The organism is Desulfosporosinus sp. Tol-M2, from assembly GCF_059735615.1.
On the sequence record NZ_JCAIJG010000112.1, the window covers coordinates 13765 to 33254 of the forward strand.

At 43.2% G+C, this 19490-nt stretch carries 20 protein-coding genes and 1 pseudogene; 7 read left to right on the forward strand and 14 right to left on the reverse strand.

Going from position 1 to position 19490, the window contains the following annotated elements:
* Positions 1 to 51: 51 nt before the first annotated feature.
* The 3 genes and pseudogenes from plsX to rpmF form a co-directional block, all read right to left on the reverse strand.
* Positions 52 to 1035 carry a phosphate acyltransferase PlsX gene (gene plsX, locus AC6I5A_RS08180; RefSeq protein WP_034614279.1) on the reverse strand — a complete coding sequence of 328 codons (984 nt, stop codon included), beginning with the start codon at positions 1033 to 1035 and terminating at the stop codon, positions 52 to 54.
* A pseudogene (fapR, locus tag AC6I5A_RS08185) lies at positions 1036 to 1620 on the reverse strand (transcription factor FapR). It lies immediately after the preceding gene.
* A 387-nt stretch (positions 1621 to 2007) separates the two neighbouring features.
* A complete protein-coding gene (gene rpmF, locus AC6I5A_RS08190; protein ID WP_497900604.1) occupies positions 2008 to 2187 on the reverse strand; it encodes a 50S ribosomal protein L32 in 180 nt (59 codons plus the stop codon).
* Between the two features lie 127 nt (positions 2188 to 2314).
* On the opposite strand from rpmF, the gene ylbJ reads away from it, so the two are divergent.
* Positions 2315 to 3469 (forward strand): sporulation integral membrane protein YlbJ, encoded by a 1155-nt coding sequence (gene ylbJ / locus AC6I5A_RS08195; protein ID WP_034614281.1) that lies wholly within the window; start codon positions 2315 to 2317, stop codon positions 3467 to 3469.
* A gap of 64 nt (positions 3470 to 3533) precedes the next feature.
* Here ylbJ and AC6I5A_RS08200 read toward each other — a convergent pair whose 3' ends face one another.
* A complete protein-coding gene (locus tag AC6I5A_RS08200) occupies positions 3534 to 4034 on the reverse strand; it encodes a hypothetical protein (RefSeq protein ID WP_034614283.1) in 501 nt (166 codons plus the stop codon).
* A gap of 17 nt (positions 4035 to 4051) precedes the next feature.
* The gene (rsmD, locus tag AC6I5A_RS08205; RefSeq protein WP_034614285.1) at positions 4052 to 4603 is read right to left on the reverse strand and encodes a 16S rRNA (guanine(966)-N(2))-methyltransferase RsmD; all 552 of its coding nucleotides are present in this window, start codon (positions 4601 to 4603) and stop codon (positions 4052 to 4054) included.
* A 290-nt stretch (positions 4604 to 4893) separates the two neighbouring features.
* Here rsmD and gpr point away from each other — a divergent pair, with 290 nt between their 5' ends.
* A complete protein-coding gene (gpr, locus tag AC6I5A_RS08210; protein WP_034614287.1) occupies positions 4894 to 5880 on the forward strand; it encodes a GPR endopeptidase in 987 nt (328 codons plus the stop codon).
* Positions 5881 to 6283: 403 nt separating this feature from the next.
* Here the strand turns inward: gpr and AC6I5A_RS08215 are convergent, their stop codons facing one another.
* Together AC6I5A_RS08215 and AC6I5A_RS08220 are read right to left on the reverse strand one after the other, a co-directional pair.
* A complete protein-coding gene (locus AC6I5A_RS08215) occupies positions 6284 to 6412 on the reverse strand; it encodes a small, acid-soluble spore protein, alpha/beta type (protein ID WP_034614289.1) in 129 nt (42 codons plus the stop codon).
* 210 nt (positions 6413 to 6622) lie between these two features.
* Positions 6623 to 7210: a Uma2 family endonuclease gene (locus tag AC6I5A_RS08220; RefSeq protein WP_034614290.1), complete on the reverse strand. Its 588-nt coding sequence runs from the start codon at positions 7208 to 7210 to the stop codon at positions 6623 to 6625.
* Between the two features lie 191 nt (positions 7211 to 7401).
* Between AC6I5A_RS08220 and AC6I5A_RS08225 the strand changes: the two genes are divergently transcribed.
* Complete coding sequence (locus AC6I5A_RS08225; protein ID WP_034614294.1) at positions 7402 to 8655, forward strand: DNA polymerase IV; 1254 nt, start codon at positions 7402 to 7404, stop codon at positions 8653 to 8655.
* A gap of 33 nt (positions 8656 to 8688) precedes the next feature.
* Here the strand turns inward: AC6I5A_RS08225 and AC6I5A_RS08230 are convergent, their stop codons facing one another.
* Positions 8689 to 9399 (reverse strand): YEATS-associated helix-containing protein, encoded by a 711-nt coding sequence (locus AC6I5A_RS08230; RefSeq protein ID WP_052167972.1) that lies wholly within the window; start codon positions 9397 to 9399, stop codon positions 8689 to 8691.
* Between the two features lie 441 nt (positions 9400 to 9840).
* On the opposite strand from AC6I5A_RS08230, the gene AC6I5A_RS08235 reads away from it, so the two are divergent.
* The gene (locus tag AC6I5A_RS08235; RefSeq protein WP_052167973.1) at positions 9841 to 11082 is read left to right on the forward strand and encodes an MFS transporter; all 1242 of its coding nucleotides are present in this window, start codon (positions 9841 to 9843) and stop codon (positions 11080 to 11082) included.
* A 94-nt stretch (positions 11083 to 11176) separates the two neighbouring features.
* On the forward strand, positions 11177 to 12172 hold the full coding sequence (locus AC6I5A_RS08240) for a polyprenyl synthetase family protein (protein ID WP_034614300.1): 996 nt from the start codon (positions 11177 to 11179) through the stop codon (positions 12170 to 12172).
* Here the strand turns inward: AC6I5A_RS08240 and AC6I5A_RS08245 are convergent.
* Complete coding sequence (locus AC6I5A_RS08245; protein WP_034614303.1) at positions 12169 to 13239, reverse strand: tetraprenyl-beta-curcumene synthase family protein; 1071 nt, start codon at positions 13237 to 13239, stop codon at positions 12169 to 12171. The two genes, AC6I5A_RS08240 and AC6I5A_RS08245, sit on opposite strands and share 4 nt — an antisense overlap.
* Before the next feature lie 328 nt (positions 13240 to 13567).
* Between AC6I5A_RS08245 and AC6I5A_RS08250 the strand changes: the two genes are divergently transcribed.
* Complete coding sequence (locus AC6I5A_RS08250; RefSeq protein WP_034614306.1) at positions 13568 to 13774, forward strand: hypothetical protein; 207 nt, start codon at positions 13568 to 13570, stop codon at positions 13772 to 13774.
* Between the two features lie 23 nt (positions 13775 to 13797).
* A complete protein-coding gene (locus AC6I5A_RS08255; protein ID WP_497900605.1) occupies positions 13798 to 14067 on the forward strand; it encodes a spore coat protein in 270 nt (89 codons plus the stop codon).
* Positions 14068 to 14329: 262 nt separating this feature from the next.
* Here the strand turns inward: AC6I5A_RS08255 and AC6I5A_RS08260 are convergent, their stop codons facing one another.
* The 5 genes from AC6I5A_RS08260 to ahbB all read right to left on the reverse strand — a co-directional run bounded on the left by AC6I5A_RS08260 (position 14330) and on the right by ahbB (position 19490).
* Complete coding sequence (locus AC6I5A_RS08260; protein ID WP_034614311.1) at positions 14330 to 15253, reverse strand: ketopantoate reductase family protein; 924 nt, start codon at positions 15251 to 15253, stop codon at positions 14330 to 14332.
* A 337-nt stretch (positions 15254 to 15590) separates the two neighbouring features.
* Positions 15591 to 15782 (reverse strand): twin-arginine translocase TatA/TatE family subunit, encoded by a 192-nt coding sequence (gene tatA, locus AC6I5A_RS08265; protein WP_034614314.1) that lies wholly within the window; start codon positions 15780 to 15782, stop codon positions 15591 to 15593.
* A gap of 357 nt (positions 15783 to 16139) precedes the next feature.
* Complete coding sequence (locus AC6I5A_RS08270) at positions 16140 to 16916, reverse strand: SDH family Clp fold serine proteinase (protein ID WP_034614316.1); 777 nt, start codon at positions 16914 to 16916, stop codon at positions 16140 to 16142.
* A 231-nt stretch (positions 16917 to 17147) separates the two neighbouring features.
* Positions 17148 to 18437 (reverse strand): glutamate-1-semialdehyde 2,1-aminomutase, encoded by a 1290-nt coding sequence (hemL, locus tag AC6I5A_RS08275; RefSeq protein WP_034614319.1) that lies wholly within the window; start codon positions 18435 to 18437, stop codon positions 17148 to 17150.
* A gap of 15 nt (positions 18438 to 18452) precedes the next feature.
* Positions 18453 to 19490, reverse strand: coding sequence for a siroheme decarboxylase subunit beta (gene ahbB, locus AC6I5A_RS08280; protein WP_034614321.1), 1038 nt, complete (start codon positions 19488 to 19490; stop codon positions 18453 to 18455).

Genomic DNA, 19490 nt, shown 5'->3' on the forward strand with positions numbered 1-19490 from the left:
CCTCGATGTTCAGCTTTAGCGTAAGCGAGTTCACTCACTAACCTTCATACTTTACTGTGGGAGATCTTCTCGAATCTGTTTAATCAAACGCACTTGAACACATTCCTGGGCCACCCGTATAGCATTAAAGATCGCCTTTGCTTTCGAACTTCCGTGGCAGATAATGCTAATCCCATTAACACCCAACAAAGGAGCACCACCATACTCAGCATAGTCCATCATCTGAGCGAACTCATTTAAACCCGGTTTTACAACCAACGCACCAAGCTTACGGAGCATGGTTGAAGTAATTCTTTCCTTAATAAGCTGAACAAATACCCCAACCAATCCTTCAGCTGTTTTAAGCAAAACATTCCCGACAAACCCGTCACAGACAACCACATCAGCCCGCCCATAGGGTACATCCCGGCCCTCAATATTCCCAAGGAAATTAATCGGAGCCACTTTAAGCAAAGAATACGTTTTCTGGGTCAGTTCGTTTCCTTTTCCTTCTTCACTCCCTATATTCAGTAATCCAACGCGCGGATTTGGAATTCCTAAGATTTTTTTCGCGTAGATGCTACCCATCACTGCATATTGACAAAGGTGCTCCGGTGACGCATCCAGATTGGCTCCTACATCGAGAATAAGTGTTCCCCCTTCTGCAGTCGAGAAGATCGTTCCAATGGCCGGTCGCTCGATCCCCTTGATCCGCCCTAAGCCCAATAGGGCAGCAGCCATTTGAGCACCGGTATTCCCTGCACCAACGACGGCATCAGCCTCGCCAAGCTTAACCAATCTGGTCGCAACTACTATCGAGGCATCCTTCTTCTTTCGAACAGCATTCGCCGGGTGTTCGTCCATCCCAATCTCCTCGGACGCTTCAACAGATGATACATTAGCAGGTTTTGTACCTGAGAAAAAAGGTAGCATTCGCTCATGTTGCCCGACCAGGATAAGATGCAGATCAGGCCATGTTTCTGCGGCCATCAGCACCCCTTTTATTAACTCCTCCGGGGCATAATCCCCCCCCATCGCATCCACAGCAATTCTCATCTATTCCAGCTCCGTTTCCCGTACATCCAAGCGATCTATTGCAAATAGTATCCAATCCCCACGAAGCACTTCCTCCGTACCAACGCGAGCGGATACCTGGACCCAATAAATATTTTGCTTTCGTTTTTGTACCCTTCCCACAGCCACAACAACGTCCCCCAGCTGAACTGGCCGTATGAATTTCAACTTGACACTGCCGGTCAAGGCTATAGGCGCATCTACTAAGGCAATGGCCAGAGAATTAGCCTGGGCAAATAAAAAATGCCCCCGTGCAACCCTTGCCTTAGCCAAAACCATGCTCTCCTCAATCATCAACTCTGAACAGGCTCTCTCGCCAATAACAAGTTCCCGCAGTTACCCGATCAGTTCCTGGTCATCTAACGACTTTAACGTTGAATACGCTTCCTGTGCTACTGCCCGGGTTCGTTCCCGAAGTTCAGGGATCCCTAATTCTCCACGATCCAAACGAATGGTTGAGACGCTCACCTTAAATCTTTCCGCAAGCTCTTCATCGGTAAAGAAAGGATGTTTGGAGAGCTCTTCCCCTAATACCTTACGGCGTTCTTCTTTACTGTTACGGCCCATCTATATCACCATTTCTTACCCTACACGTAATTTCGAAGCTCGAGGCTCGATACGCGATGCCCGAATTGTAATTCGATTCTCCAACAAATTCGAGGCACGAGGTTCGATACCCGATGCCCGAACTGTGAATTCGATTCTGCGAACCGAGGTACGAATTAAATTTGAAACATTAATCATTCTACTCACTCTGTTCGCTTCGTGTCTCGCGCCTCGTATCTCGTATCTCGTATCTCGCGCCTCGAATTTAGTACCTGGTCGCAATTATAAACTATCTGAGTACACCTTTCAAGAAATAACCCTGTCGATTGTTGGCAACTTTTTATCACTTTTGAAATAAAAAACAAAGGAATCTTTTTAAAAAGAATCCTTTGTTATTATTAATAAACCTTATTCTCCGACTACAATAACTGCCTTGGAATTATAATACCCACAATTAGGGCATATATAATGCGGCATTTTTGGTTTATGGCATTGGGGGCATTCGATGTGGTTTGGTGCAGTTATTTTCCACATAGCCCGACGTTTGCGTACTCTGGATTTTGATTGGCGATGTTGCGGAACACCCATAAGATTACACCCCCTTTAGGTTCAACATTCATTATTATAGTTGGCACATTTTCCTTTGTCAAGGGAAACTCTAACTTCTAGGTCCCAGTATTCTTCCATATAAATTATGAAGGAAGGTGATATATTCATGTACACCATAGCCCAGGTCCTTGCCTTAAGTCTCCTGGCCCTTGGCATGTTTATCTATCCCCAGGAAGTTCTTAGCTCGGCGGGTGAAGGGTTGGCCTTATGGTGGCGTTTTGTCCTCCCTGCTTTGCTCCCTTTCTTTATTCTATCCGAGCTCCTAATGGCGGCAGGATTTGTTCATTTCCTGGGAATTCTTCTGGAATCGTTCATGCGCCCAGTTTTTCGCCTTCCCGGCAAGGCAGCCTTTGTTGTGGCTATGGGCTACACGTCCGGCTTTCCTATGGGTGCCGTACTAACCGCTCGACTTCGTCAAGCCGGAGAGATTACACGTGTAGAAGGGGAACGCCTCTTAGCCTTTACCAATAACCCCAGTCCAGGATTTATGTTTGGTGCTGTCGCCTCCGGCATGTTAGGTAAACCTACACTCGGTATAATCCTTTCAAGTTCTATTTATCTCGCCAATTTGTTGGTCGGTTTCCTCTTTCGTTTTTACCGTGTTACACCTTCTCCCCGACACCTGATCCTTTTCCCTTCGTTCAAGCGGGCATGGCAAGAGATGAAAGACACTCAATCCAAAGACAACCGTGCTTTCGGGCTAGTTCTTAGTGGCGCCATCAAACAGAGTATAACCACCGTGCTTATGGTCGCAGGCTTTATGGCCTTTTTTTCAGTGATCATCCGACTATTAAACATCTGGCATGTTACAGCCTATTTAGCAACCCTGCTCCATATCGTTATCAAGGTAATTCCGGTTCCTGTTCTGCAATCTTTTTTTAATGGTCTTTTTGAGATGACCTTAGGATGTCAGGGGACAATCCAAGCTTTTTCCGAGCTTAATCAGCAAGTGGCGCTTTTAGCCCTCCTCATGGGTTGGAGTGGTCTTTCAGTGTTTGCCCAAGTTGCCGGTTTTATCAGCGAAACCGATTTACGTTTCTTTCCATTCGTGGTTGCTCGAGCACTTCAAGGAATCATTGCCCTGGGACTAAGCCAATTCTTCCTCCTGTTTGCGAAGGTGCCCGCTTCGGCCCTTGCCCTTCAAGTTCCAAGTCCGTCAGTTCTTTTCTGGAATACTTGGCAAGCAAGTTCCTTTGTGTTTATAGGTATCATGACCCTTATTACTATACTCGTGTCAGTACGCCAACCCAGATCCAGGTGATAAAGAACACTGAAAGGTCCTGTAAAGTCGGGGTAATTGTTGACAATTATCATCTAAAGAGAGGTTACTCGCCTTTTTCTTTTTCAGACTTACCTGTTATTTCCTGATCCTCTTTGGCTAACCGCTTTAATTCCTCCCGATTTTTACGCAGGGATTGAAGCGTTTCGTGCAAACCCTGTTCGACATGCTCAAGCATTTCATCAGCATATTGAACGGCCCCAATTTTTACATCATGAGCAAATGTTTGCGCCTGCCTGACAATGTCTTCTCCATAGATCTGGGCCTGCTTAACTACTTCATTTTCTACGGCCATCTTATCGACGTAAGTTTTTCCTTGATCCACGAGTTTCTGAGCTTCCACTTGTGCTTCGTCCAAAATTCGTTGTCGTTCTTTCAAAACCCATTTAGCATTGGTTATTTCCTCAGGCATGGCTGCACGTACGCGATCCAGTAATTCAAAGATCACAGTATCATCAACCAATACTTTCCCCGTCATCGGGATCTTAGTCCCGTGATCGATAATTTCTTCCACTTCATTGAGCAAACCCGCAATATCTTTTTCCACTTATATCCTTCCTCTCCTCATACATCCATTCTCTGTAAATACCACACTTTAGTGTCACCATATTCCCCCGTTTTGCGAATTTCGAACGGATAAATATCACCATCCAGATCCTCGCCTTTAGCTGTTTCAACGACAATAACGCCGTCTGATGCTAAACAAGAGTGTTCCTTTAAAGTCGAGATAACCTTTAACGCAAGTCCCTCACGATAAGGAGGATCAAGAAAAATAAGGTCAAAAATTTCATCAGGGTATCTGTTTATATACTTAATAGCATCCAACAATAAAAGTTTGGTCTTATGGCTAACTCCCATTTGTTCAATGTTTTTCCGGATCACCTGATGTGCTTCACGACTCTTTTCGACCAGCACCGCATCATGCGAGCCACGAGAAAGTGCTTCGATCGCCAAGTTTCCGGTTCCGGCAAAAAGGTCTAATACGCGCGCATCCAAGACCTTATCCCCTAAAACATTAAAAATAGCACCCTTAACTTTATCCGAGGTCGGGCGCGTCTGCATTCCTTCTACCGTCTTTAGTTGACGGCCCCGCATCTTACCTGCAATAATCCGCATAAACCCTCCATGCTACATTATAGCAGAGCTTATTATGCTGTACAGCACAATAATTGAATAATTATCATATAATACCTATAAGTATACCACAACAATTAAAAAATCCCCCCTAAATTTTCCCTGTATATCATTTTTGTTTTAGCCAATACTAATTTTGCAACCGATGAACATAATATGAATCATCGAATGCCCTTCCCCCATCCAACTCTTCCTTTCGTTTCTCCTCTCTAATCACTGGAGCTTTTATTAGCACCAGTGACTTTTTAAATGCATTCAAAGGAGTAGAAAACATGAAAAAATCAGAACTATATCGCCACCTCAATGTTCAACTTGATCTGGCAGTTGAAGCCCATGAGCTTCTGCGTGGGGAAAGCGGGGAAGAAATTCCCGGCGTCCTAATGGATGAACAAATATGCGAACATGCTAAAGTCACCATAATTACCGTCCAAACTGATCAAGGAGCTGAAGCAATCAATAAACCCAAAGGCCAATACATTACCATTGATGCGCCTGAAATACGAACAAATAATCATATCGTCCATGACGATATTACCAACGTATTAGCAGACAAATTAATTGAACTTATGAATCTTAAAGAAGATGCCGGCATTTTAATAATCGGATTGGGCAATTGGAATGCTACACCCGATGCCTTAGGTCCGCAAGTCATAAATAAAACTATGGTAACCCGTCATCTTTTTCAACTCACCCCCGATGAATTAAAAGGTAATATGCGCAAAATAAGCGCCCTTGCCCCAGGCGTTTTAGGAATCACAGGAATTGAAACCGCTGAAATCATACGTGGTATCGTCGAACATGTTAAGCCGGATTTGGTCATTGCCATTGATGCCCTTGCAGCAGGTTCACTCGAACGTGTTGGGACAAGTATTCAACTCGCTGATACCGGTATTCATCCTGGTTCGGGCGTAGGAAATTCACGGGTCGGCATTAACGAAGAAACGGTGGGCTGTAAAGTGATTGCCATCGGACTCCCCACTGTTGTCAATGCATCCGTGATTGCCCATGATGTGGTCGAAGGGGTTTTTCAACAATTCATAACCAGCCCGTCGTTATATAAACTTTATAAGGGCATTAAACCGGAAACATTTAGTAAAATTATCGATGATGTGCTTTCCCCTTTCCAAGGAAACCTGATGGTTACCCCAAAAGAAATCGATGATCTCATCAAGACATCAGCTAAAATTATTGCCGGCGCCTTGGCAATCAGCCTACACCCTGGAATTGATCGTAAAGATTATGAACATTATTTGCAATAGACGGCTGGGAACGGAATGAATGCACATGAAATTGCACGGTCACCAAAGCTTTCAAGGTGTGATTCTTTGGGGTTGGCTTAAACGGTTCCCTTTGCAATTTCATTTCATTCATTGGTTGGGCTGCGCTTTGGCTTGATTTACGACGAGGTAGGAACGAAATGAATGCGAGTGAACTCGTTCAGCTAAAGCTGAACATCGAGGCTTCAGATGGGGACTCTACCCCACCTGAAGTACCCACCCGCACTTATAGAAGTGGGGTCTCATTGAAACGAAGTAGGTACGACGAGGTAAGAAACGCTGAAGACGGCACAGGGATGTTCTAGTAAACGCTGAAGACAGCATAGGGATGTTCTGATTACGAACAGAAGTGGGTCAGGTTAAACCTGACCCACTTCCGTATAGATTATTGTTGCGGCGAGTTGGGGAAGCCTTTGTGTTTTCGATTAGCAATCCCAATCTCTTGAGCTACCTCATACTTGAATTTTTCTAATTCTGGTGTAAGTTGGACCATTGGTTTTGTTGTCTTAGCCAAAGCTTAAACCTCCTTAGAGATTATTTTGTAAAGACAGCAGACCTGCTTCGCCGCTGTCGGCATAAGATTTTATTACGCTTCAATCTGGTAATATTATTCGATCTTTTGCGCACAAGCATACCCTGCAAATCCTGCCAGAGAAATCACTATTTGGGTCTCAATAATTCCACTGCAAAAAATAATCAAAGTACGATAAGCCTTATGCTTTTGTTAATCCGTTAGAACTTGGAAAATTTCGATGAGATTTATGATCAGGCCGGGTAGAACTTTTACGGGAAGCTGGTCGTTAGAGGTATAGACATTAGGACGTCCGTATTTGCCATCTGAACCTAGGGCATAAACAACGATCGTTTTTCCCTCAGGATGAACGATCCAATATTCTTTAACCCCAGCCATTTCATAACAATGAAATTTTATTTTCAGATCTATCTGCATCGTGGAGGGTGAGGTAACTTCGATGACTAGGTCAGGGCAGCCTTTGCAGCCATGTTGATCAATCAAGTGCTTATTACAGATTAGAGAAAGATCAGGTTGTACTACAGTCCTAGCGAGATGTTCATCCTCGCCTTGATAAGGGAGACGAACATCAAAGGGTGCTGGGAAAATCTCGCATGTTTTTCCTTTCAGGAAGTTATTAAAGCTTGTGGCAAGTTCCCTAACAATCCTCTGATGGTTCGACGATGGAGCGGGTGTCATGTTGTAAGCAATGCCGTCAATTATTTCCCATCGTTCATTTGAAGGCCAACTTAAGTAGTCTTGATAGGTGTAAAGAAAATTAAAAGGTAGGATATTTTCCATAAGCCACCCCCCTTTTCCTTATGGTTTTCCCAAAATATGTTACAAATTAATAATATCATACCTGATTCTGTCTTACAACCGGAAGGTGTTGACACGCTGCCCACAGTATGACAAACGCAAATATATTCTATTTACACAGAACACATGTTCTGGTAAAATCAGAGTACACTATCTCCGGGCGGTGAAAAATCATGGCTAAACGATACATTTTTCATATTGATGCAAATACTGCTTTCCTCTCTTGGGAAGCTGTATACCGGCTCCAACATGGCGATCCACTCGATTTGCGGACCGTTCCGTCGGTTGTCGGCGGTGATCCAACCACACGGCATGGTATAGTGCTGACGAAATCAATCCCTGCTAAGAAATTTAAAATAGTGACAGGCGAAACACTTTACTCGGCATGCCAAAAGTGTCCCAGCCTTATAATTGTTCACCCGCATTATGATCTTTATCGTCAGTGCAGCGATGCCATGGTTGAGATTATTAAGGAATATAGCCCATCTGTTCAACGTTTTTCCGTTGATGAGTGTTTTCTGGACTTTTCTGGAATGGAGTTGCTTTCAAACGATCCAGGTAAAACTGCCCACGAGATAAAAGAGCGCATAAAAGATGAACTGGGCTTTACTGTGAATATTGGAATCTCAACGAATAAACTATTAGCCAAAATGGCTGGAGAGCTTAAAAAACCAGATATGGTACATACTATCTTTCCTGAAGAAATACCGGCAAAAATGTGGCCCCTACCTATTGAGGAACTTTTTATGGTCGGAAGGGCAACCTCTAAAAAGCTGAGATCCAGAGGTATTAAAACGATTGGAGAACTCGCAAATTTTAACTTAAAGATAATTAAACTATTTTTAAAATCACATGGCGTGTTAGTCTGGAACTATGCCAACGGCATAGACTATTCTCCGGTTCGACCCGGTGGCACCATTGAAGTAAAGGGTATGGGGAATTCTACGACCATGCCCTTTGACGTGGAGGATCGCAATAATGCCCACCTCGTACTGCTTTCCCTCGTCGAATCTGTAGGTACCCGGCTGCGTCAGGCTAATGTGTTAGCTCGTTTAGTATCCGTCTCCTTTCGAACGAATGAATTTCACGATTGCTCCCACCAAAGAAAGCTCTTTAACTCGACTGATTGTACGGATGAAATTTGGGAAATCGCCTGTGAGCTATTCGATGAACTCTGGCAGGGTCAACCGCTAAGACATATGGGACTGCGCGTATCTGAACTCTGCCGGAATGATTTCTTTCAAACCTCTCTCTTTGGTAAGGACTACGATAAACGACGTAAGGTTGACAGTGCAGTCGATATAATTCGGGAAAAGTACGGTTCTTCGGCTATTTTTAGATCGGCGTTTCTTAATAGCGGTCTCCATTCTATTACCGGCGGTCTTGTCGAAAACGAAGATTATCCAATGATGACTAGCCTACTGTAATCTTTTAAGAACAACTGATTAATTTGGACTACTTTATTTTACATGCCCGCTCAAAGTTGAGATAAGTTTCCTACCTTGCGCAGATAAATAAAAAAGCGACCTATTGTTTTTGTTCAATTGACCTACATAACCTAATGATTCCAATTCCGTCAATAATTTGAGAGTAGATGGTGAACTCATTCCTATAGCTTGACTTAAGCCGGCAAGGGTTCTGTAAGTATATTTCCCTTCATTAAATACATGAAGAACAGCTTTTTCCTGTTCACCTATAGCTTCAATATCAGGTAATTCATCTTTTAGTGATTCAATACTAAATAATCCAATTTCATCAGTAGTCTGCTCTCCAGCATAATCCTGCTCAGTTTCTTTATTTGCAATAGGATCGACAATTTCTTTAACTTTTTGGATTTGCTCCTTTGCCTCTATAGCTTTGTTTTCGGCTTGCTTGGCTACCTCCATTACCTTATCAGAAATAGTTCCGATAAATGCTTTTGAAGAAATTGCTGCTATCAAGCAAAATCCCATAAAGATAAAGATTTTATACGGATCTTCCTTACTATCTACTAACAAGGAACTAGATATCATGTTAAGAAACAGCGGAACTAAAAATGAAGCCCCTAAGCCCAAGATTACCGACTTCCATATAGTCGCCTTTTCATCATTACTATAAAAATAATTTACTAGCCCCCCAAAACATCCGGCCGCAATCATAACGGCTATAAGGTTCAATAGGTGCCAATCCATACCCCTCTGACTCCTCTCTAATTCATTTCATGTTAGGCTTATATCCGATAATCCATTATTAATACAACGCAGCCATATTATCTCACAACTCCCCAGCGAAATAAGGGGAAATTTGTCTTATAAAAATATAAAGGCCCCTGCTACAAGACTCTGGACCTTAGCTTTATCCCAGCAACTTTTCAATCGACACCCCGAGCCCCGCTGCTATCCGCGCAAGGACAGTAGCTGGGATACCTTCTTTAGGATCCTCCATAAAGGAGAATTGAGATTATTGTTGAATTATACTCTATTGGGTGAGGTAATTTTGATGAATTACAAAATGCCGTTAGATGCAGATACTTTAAAACCCTGGGGCCATTGGTACAGGCGTGTAATGGCTTACCGTTTTCAGTTACTCCTTTTATCACGCCTTATTTCCTTTCAATGAAATAGAGGTTAATAATGAAAATCTACAAAATTTCTACAACAGCGCTTAGCACTAATTTCCCAGCCTTAACCCATAAGAATTTCAGAATTTATTGGTTGGGACAATGCGTTTCTTTGATCGGAACATGGGCGCAGAGTATAGGACAAGCATGGCTCGTGCTTTCTCTAACTGGCTCGCCACTCCTCTTAGGCATTTTAGGAGCAACTCAATTTTTACCGATTACCATTTTCTCATTATTCGCCGGTGTTATTGTTGACAGATACCCAAAGAAACAAATAGTCTTAATTTCTCAATTTACTTCAATGATTTTAGCATTTACCTTATCCGCACTTGTTTTCACTAACACGGTTAGCTATGCATATATTCTTATCCTAGCGTTAATCTTAGGTTTCTCGAATACCCTTGATATACCTTCAAGGCAAGCTTTTACAATAGAATTGGCCGGCAAAAAAGATTTGATGAACGCTATTGCCTTGAATTCGGCCACATTTAATTTAGCCCGCATAATAGGGCCTGCTATAGGCGCCTTAATAATGGCCTCTTTTGGCGCTGCTTGGTGCTTCTTATTAAATGGATTGAGTTTTATGGCCGTAATCGCTAGTTTGCTTAAAGTTGAAGTGCCGCCCCATGTAAAAAAGAACGTCTCCGATAATAATATGCTCAAAGAAATAAAGGACGGCTTAAAATATATGGTCGGGGAACCTGCCCTTCTCCAAACAATTTTGATGGTTTTTATTATTGGGATTTTTGTCTTTAATTTTAATATCTTAATTCCGGTTTTTACTAAAAATATACTTCATCAAGAGGCACAAATATACGGTTTTTTAATGTCAGCTTTAGGAGTAGGATCATTAGTCGGAGCATTAATGGTTTCAGTAAAAAGCAAATCCGGTCCTAATATGAAAATTCTATTAAGAAGTTCCATAATGGTTTCCTTAATGTTAATCCTAATTAGTTTTACAAGAACCTATTATTATACGGCAATTTTGTTAGTTATTACCGGAGTATTCAATCTCTGGTTTACCACAACTGCAAATTCAACCTTACAGATTACTACAAAAAATGAATACCGGGGCAGAGTCATGAGCGTATATTCCTTAGTCTTCGTAGGAGCAACTCCAATTGGAAACCTGTTTGCGGGTTTAACAACGGATATGTTTGGAGCTAACACATCTTTTTTACTAAGCGGTGTTTCGACCATTGTTTTAATTACTTTATTAAGGTTATTTTTCAAGCTGCGACAAGCTCCGGGTTAAACCACAACTTTATTCAACTTGAGGTATCCTATCTTCCCCTTTATGGCATAATACAAAAAGCTTATTATTTTGATAGGGGGTAGAGGCTGATACTATGAGTATACAACAACTTTATAACACCAAGGACACGTCAATTCCTACGCTTCAATTTCCCGAGCTGCTATTTGTTGAGGATAAGCTGCAAATCGTACTCAGTAAAGCCGATGGTCTTATTCAACAAACCTGCGTTGGTTTTTTACAATCTGGCGGTAAAAGGATTCGTCCCCTCCTTACTCTTTATAGTGGTATGTGTTTTGCCCCCTTAAATCCGCCAATGATCCAAACAGCCGTTGCAGCTGAACTTATTCACATGGCCTCCCTTATTCATGACGATGTGATCGACGAATCAGCTACCCGGCGTGGAAAACCAACCGTAAACTCCCTCTATGGGAATCATGCGGCCATTCTGACAGGAGATTACCTCTTTGCCGAAGCCTTCAATATTCTTTCTACACATCAATTACTTTCCAGTATGACCTACCTTGTCGAAGCAATCCAAGCCATGTGTGAGGGAGAAGTCAATCAAGCGAATGAGCAATTCTCAAGTTCGATCAGCCTACAGCATTATTTTCAACGAATTACCAAGAAAACAGGAAAGCTTCTGGCTGCCTGCTGTCAATCAGGGGCTTACCTGGCTGGGGCCTCTTCAGAAGAATTGTTGACCCAGCTGCGAGAATACGGACTAAACATTGGTTACGCCTATCAAATCACCGATGACATTTTGGATATCAGTGGAAATGCAGACTCTCTCGGCAAACCGGTTGGCACAGATCTCCTTAATGGCAACCTAACACTTCCGTTCCTTTATCTCATGGATAACCCCATCTATGGAAAGTGTCTTACGGAAATCATTAAAACCCGTAAGGTTACACGTCAAGGCCTTCAAAGCATCCAAGAAGCCCTTGTTTCCTCAGGGTGCATCGCTCAAGCTTATGCAACAGCCACTGAATGTATCTGCAAAGCAAAAGCTAGCCTAGCTAAAATCCCTGGAAGTCCTTATCGAACTACCCTTGTTGATTTGGCGGATTCCATCTTACTGCGTACAACTTAAAGAACCTTCATCCTTCGCAATTGGCAGCACAACCGGTAGAGGAGCTTAACTCCCGGACCGCTACCCCCTAACAGTTTCTGCGTGACGGACCGAATATCGCTGTCCCTGCTCTTTTCATCGGACAGATACATAGCCAGAAGCCCTTGGACAACCGCTCGATGGAATTTGGGATAATCCAACTGCAGCGTTTTTTCTAAAGAATTCTTCACAAACAGTAGGAGACGTTCACTAATCATCTCAGTATCTTCATAATACCCCACAAAATTCAGTTGCTTCGTCTCTCTATCTTCACGTAAATCAATGAAATAGTCCAATAAAATATGGCAGCCGCAGATCCACGGAAAATAAGCCTGCCTAATCTTTTGCCCTTGCCAATACGTCAATTGGGGATCGAAAGCAACAGCATAAAGACAGAAAATTCCCAAGGTTGACCCTGTCGCAGCGGCAAATTCCCAGGCAGTTATCTCCGGATAATCCCTTAAGTATGGGTTAAGCCAGTTTAACATTTTCGCTTCCCGTTCTTCCGCTGCCAAGTGTTTGTAGGTTTGCAGGTGGGAATAGAGTTTGGCTAATTTAATAGCCTCTTCTTGAACCATTTTGTAAGCCGACAGCTTGTTAAGACCTTCCTGGCAGGTTGTGACCAACCTTTCCAGATATCCTCCATCTTCCCGATAAGGATAATACATATAGTAATCCGATCTGGCGGCGTTAGGATCCAAGGCTTCTTGCATAGCCAAATGCAACTGAGAAAACGCTAATTCATCCTGAACCTCAAGGCTATCGACCAGATTATCAAGATAATCGCTCATGGTTTGATAAGCGACGATAAAGCGAACTGCATCAACTCGACTCACACCAGGATAAAGTGCATAGATACTGCCTCCTTGGCAGTGAAAAGCTTTTGTTCGAATACTCTCAGCAGCTTGCCGGCGCAGACGGGGATCAGGAGATCGCGCTGCTATCTGCTGCCAGCCATTAAGTTCTTGTTTGACAATTGGAAAAATAGTGGATACAAACTGATAAATTAGCCTGACGCGATTCATTGGCTTCACAACCGATGTATTCATTAACTTTTTCTCCTTCATAATAAAAGTGAACTCGTTCAACTAAAGTTGAACATCGAGTCTTCGGTGGGGGACTCTACCCCCACCGAAGCAGAATAAGGTATACCAATCCCACTTGTAGAAGTGGGAGTCTTACGATTTGGATAAAGGGTTTTTATGCTTATAAAATAGTGTTGCCAATTAGCACTTTGCTTCAACCCATTATATTACTTACTTTAAATCTTACTCAATGGGTAAGATTATTTTAGATAATTGAACATCCAACATACATATTTCTCCGTATTTTGTGCATTCTATATATGTGTTAAATAGCACCGAAAGGAGAATTATCATGAACACATCTAAATCTGAATTAACTGCCAGGAATTTGGCCATTTTGAATGACCAACTCGGATCGGAAGCTTTGCTGGTCCACAAGTTCGCTCAAGCAGCGCAATCGATCCAAGATCAAAAAATCAGCTCCGAACTTTCAGCTATTTCTAACCTGCATCGTAAGCATTATGATACCCTACTTAATTATTTAAATTCACATCAATAAATAAAGAAAGGACGGGATGAAGATTGAATACGCAAAATATAATGACTGAACAGGAAATTGTAACTGATTTACTGGCCAGTGAAAAACATGTTACTTCCGCAGTGAATACGTTCATTACCGAATCGACTTGTGTTAATTTAAGACAGAACCTGAAAACTATTCTCGACGAAGAACATAGTATTCATGAAAACCTTTATAATATTATGAACTCAAAGGGCTGGTATCCGACTAGCGATGCACCAGCTCAAGAAGTTCAAAAAGCCAAGGACAAATTTAATCCTTTACAAGTTTAAGTAAGGTTCACCAATTAATTTACCCGCTTCAAAAAAAATACAGGGCCGAAGGCATAGTTTAATAGGGAAACTTATTAAACCATACTCCAAACCGATACGAAAAAGCAAAAGAGAGGTATTATCCCGCAAGGGATAGTGCCTCTCTTTTAAAAAAGCCAGAGTGTTCAGATGAACTGCTGAATACGCTGACCGTTATTTGACCACAAACTCTGAAAGAACTTAGTAGTCGTTAAATATTCCTTGTGGTTGGTGGCTGACCTGGTCAATTTGAGTTAGGCCCTCCTTCGAAGGGCTTTAGTAACCCATAAAGGGTGCGCACCGTCGGAACGTCCAAACCATGTTTGGCACTAAGCCGAAGAGCTGCACCTTGGAGACTTTCAACCTCCAGAGGCAGACCTTTACAAAAATCCTGATGCATCGAGGATGTGGAACCTGCAGGGTATTTCGGAATGCTCCGAACATTTTGTTGCACAAAATCATCAGGCAGCAAAACTCCGCTTTCTCTGGCCAATGTCCACATTTCTTGCAGCGAACGTGAAAAGACTTCCTTCGTAGCCTCATACTTGGCAATCTGGTCAATCGACAAACGACTTGCTGTTGTAGTCCCTGAATATGCTGTGATAAAAGCGTACTTCAACCATATATCAACCTTTATGTTATTGCTAAGTATGATCTTGAGCATAGAATTTCCAAGAGCTTGCTTCACTCTCAGACAGAAATCGGCCTGGGAGGGTTGCAGTGCCCCTAAGGTAATTTCGTGTAGCTTGCCGGTATGGTGGATTACTCCTTCGGTGTCGACAGTTGAGATTATTCTGCATAAACCGCCCAGAATATTGTCGGGACCAAATTCATTAGCCAGAAGCTCAAAATGTTCAACCCCGTTTAATAAGGGCAATACCTTGGCTCCTAAATTAACCAGCGGCCTTATTTGGGGCAGGGCCTCTACTAATTGATAGTTTTTTACGCTGAGAATGACTAAATCACAGTCTTTGATTTCCTGGACATCCTGAACTATTGGGGGCGGGATAGTCAAATCTCCACAAAGACTTTTAATTATCAGACCGGAATTGGTCAACTGCCTGGCCCTATTCGCCCGTACTAAAAAACTTACGTCCAAGCCGGCCTCGGCTAATCTCCCGCCAAAATACCCGCCGACAGCCCCTGCTCCTACTACAGTAATTTTCATTCAGTGATCACTCCTTCATTTATTTTAGCATAGTAACCCATAGATCGGCACGACTTCCCGTTTGGGATCGTATCAAACATATGTTCGTTGCGCAACATGTGTTCTTAATATTTTTCTGACCATATAGTTGTCTGTATATGTATTTCAGTTATCTGTCAGCTTTTTGGGGCATAAAACAAGGACAGATTTATTTACAGAAGAAGCGGCTAAAAATAACCGGTTAACGGCAAAGGCAAACAGCCAAATCTGCTGTCTGCCTTCCCAAACAATCCATAGTTCAAATCATGTCCCTATGGGTACGAACCTAACCGGCCCCGTATCCTCCTTATTTCCATTACTATTTTTCTACTTTTTCAACCTTAACTTCTTCCTTTTTCTCTTCTCCCTCAGTAGCAGATTTAAATTCTTTTATCCCTCTACCCAATGATTTTCCTAATTCGGGCAACTTTCCTGGTCCAAAAATAACCAAAGCAACGACAAGAATTATACCTGCTGTCATAGGCGTAATAAATCCAAACGTTGTTAGCATGATTGTCCACCTCCATTATTATAACTACCTATTTTATTAGCTAATGTATTATAGATAGTAAAACATGCACAGACTTATCCTACCGTATTATGGGACAACACGCAATATATTTTTATTGGAAATAAAGAAAACTTGGCTGGCGCCCACACACGAAGACACTGTCTTCGTACGAATTAGCCCTTCTTGCAGACACTGTCTTCGCACGTATTATTCATTCTGTCAGCCTCAGCGAAGGCGACCGCCTAGTTGCGCTTTTACTACAGAAAGTATTATCTGAAAGTTATGCTTTCTCGTAAGTACCAAAAAGACTGCTTAGAGGCGAGTCTTTTTTGAGTGCCTCCAGTAAACCTCTGGAGTTTATTCACTTGCTTCCTCTTGCTTTTTCTTAAATAGTTCTTCGTAAACCAGATATAATTTCCAGATTAATTCCCATAACTCTCCATGCGCTTCAGTCACTATAAGCCCTAAGTCTTTGGCCTCCCGGCGACCAATCGGGTACCCATGTGAAAAGTACCCCTCAGTTAAGACCTGTGTTACGTTCGGAACCCGTTCTGGGTTATTTTTTAACATGTAGCGCGATAATAACGTTTCGGCATATTGCTGAGAAGCCTTGATGGTTTTTTCGTAGTCCCCGATAAGCCACGGGTCAAGCTTGTCGAGTAAAGGAGTTACCATAAAGGAGGCAACTTCGGGATCTGAACTATTGATAATGGACCGTTGCAAGTAATCTAAACAATGCCATACTGCTTGAACAGGTACTAAGATGTCTTTATAAACCGGATGCTTGACCAGAGGATCGATGGGGCCAAGTTCGGAGATTGGTCCCATGACAACTTCATCCGCACCGAGGACAAGCATCGAAGCAGCTGATTTGGCAACAAAAGGAACTATAACGGCAAATTCTTCGCAAAACTCACGGATCAGCATCACAACTTTATAAGGTGTATCCACCGCTCCCCCATAACTGTGCAAAACCAGATCAATCTTTTTAGTGTGACCAATTTCCTTCAATTCTCTGTAGAGAGGAACTAAGATAGTGTCGTCAAGAGGTGTATAAGAAAAATAAACCAGTACTTTGGAATTCCTCAATTGTTCTAAACGCTCAATTATGCTTGCCCGTTCATCTGCTTTCAAACCGAGTTCCCCCCAGTCTAATCCTTACATCCCATAATATTCCAGTTTTACTATCATGGTGAGTACTGGGAGACCTTTTTCTTACAAGGTTTTTTATATAACCAGAGGGGTATCCCTTTGGAATTACGGTTTTCCGCTGTTCCGATCTAGGAGAACAGATAAAATACTGCCTTTACATTGTTTTCGTCTGAAAACATACAAATTCGAGCATCGAACCTGCTTCGAACTTCGCTAAAGGGTCCTCAGGACCATTCGAGCCTGTTCCAACGCTTGGTCAATGTCTGCTTCCGTATGTGCCGTTGATAAAAAAACTGCTTCATATTGGCTGGGGGCTAAATAAATGCCCCGTTCTAACATTCCTCGATAATACTTGGCAAACCTTTCCACATCCGACGTACAAGCACCGGTATAATCCTTAACCGGAACGTCAGTGAAAAATGCCGAAAACATCGCTCCGATGGCATTAACCCAAATGGCCAGCCCAGCTTCTAAGGCAAGTTGCTTGAGGCCTTCCGCCAGACGAGTTGTCATACCTGCTAAAACCTCATACGTTCCTGGTTGTTGTAACAATTTTATGGTGATTAACCCGGCGTTCATCGCCAACGGATTGCCGGAGAGGGTTCCTGCCTGATAAATCGGACCACTGGGAGCAATTTGTTCCATAAAACGACGTTTTCCGCCGTACGCCCCTACCGGAAGTCCCCCGCCAATCACTTTGCCCAGGCAGGTCAAATCCGGATCAATCCCATAAAAGCCCTGGGCACCTCCATAACTAACCCTAAATCCGGTCATCACTTCGTCAAAGATCAGTAAGGCCCCGTACTCCTCCGTTAAACGGCGAATCCCTTGTAAAAACCCATCCTCGGGTAAGACCACCCCCATATTTCCCGCGACAGGTTCGAGAATCACACAGGCAATCTCCTCCCCTTCGCGCTGAAAAATTTCTCTTAACTCTGCCAAATCATTAAAACGTGCGGAAATAGCGGCGGCCGCAACTTGAGCCGGAACACCCGGAGATGTTGGCACACCAAACGTCAGCGCTCCGCTCCCCGCCTTAATCAGGAGTTGGTCTGCATGCCCATGGTAGCAGCCCTCAAACTTAACAATTTTTGTCCTGCCTGTGACGCCGCGCGCTAAACGTAAAGCACTCATCGTGGCTTCCGTGCCGGAGTTCACCATGCGGATCATCTCCATAGAGGGATACGCCTTGAGAACTTCTTCGGCTAAGACTGTTTCAACTTCGGTTGGTGCGCCGTAACTGGTTCCTCGCTCGGCCACTCGTTTAAGCACGGCAACCACGTCCGGGTGAGCATGTCCGACAATCAATGGGCCCCAGGAACCGACAAAGTCCAGGTAACGGTTACCATCAATATCCCAGATATGGGCACCTTCACCCCTGTCTATGAAGACTGGGTCACGCCCAACAGACTTAAAGGCTCTTACTGGCGAATTTACACCGCCAGGAATGAATTTTTGGGCCTTGGCAAAGGCCAGACGGCTTTTTTCATCCACGAAATTCAACCGGATTTCCCCTTTCTAGTTTGTCTCTTCTTCCAGAAAATATTGCATGCTGGTCTTTTTTAATTCAGCGGTACTAAAGAGCATGGCATACGTTTGTACTCCGGTTGCCAAAGATATTCTTTTCATGACATCTCCGCAATCCTGGGCAGTTCGGCCATGGATCATGGTAAAGAGGGAATACGGCCAATCGGGTAAGGTTGGTCTTTGGTAACAGTGGCTGACTTCCTTGAAGCGGGCCATTACTTTCCCGATCCCTGCCGCCTTTTCAGGCTCAACCTGCCAAACCCCCATAGCATTGGCCGCAAAACCTGCTTTCTGATGTCGCAGAACCGCCCCAAAACGGCGCATGACTTTTTCCTCCAAGAGACGATTGGCGCTGAAAATAAGATCATTAACCTGCCAATGAAGATTTTCGGCAAGGACGTTATAGGGAGTGATGGAGTCCGGCAGGTTTCCCTGAAGTACTCGAATAAGTGCTATATCTTCGCTGTTTAATTCATAAGGAGAACTATCTTTCGGTTTTGGCCTATCCAAATCAGTGTCCTCCAGGGAAGCGTCCACAACGGAGGCTTTTTCAACGTCTTGGGACCTGTCTTTATCCAACAAATCAAAATCCAAATTTACATTTATCTTAAAAAGTCGAATCGCCGGCAAACTATAGATTTCCGGCACTGCCAAGCCGACACGAATATTTTGCAGTATGCTCTCCGCAACTGCCTGTGAGCGAGCAATCAACGTGAACCAAACATTATATTCATGGTTGCGAATATAGTTATGGGTAACACCGGGAATTCCCTCTAATAGTTTAGCCAAGGTTGGGATCTTATTTTCTGGAACCTTGGCTGTACACAAGGTACTATAGTACCCTAAACGCCGGGAATCAAAGACCCCGCCTAAGCGACGAATAATACCTTCTTGCCGGAAACGTTGAATCCGTCGGAAAACATCTTCCTCCGTCGTTCCCACAGCCTTCCCAAGGATCTGATAAGGATGAACCGCGATTGGAAAATGGTTTTGGATAGCATTCAGCAGGGCTCGATCAGTTGAATCCAT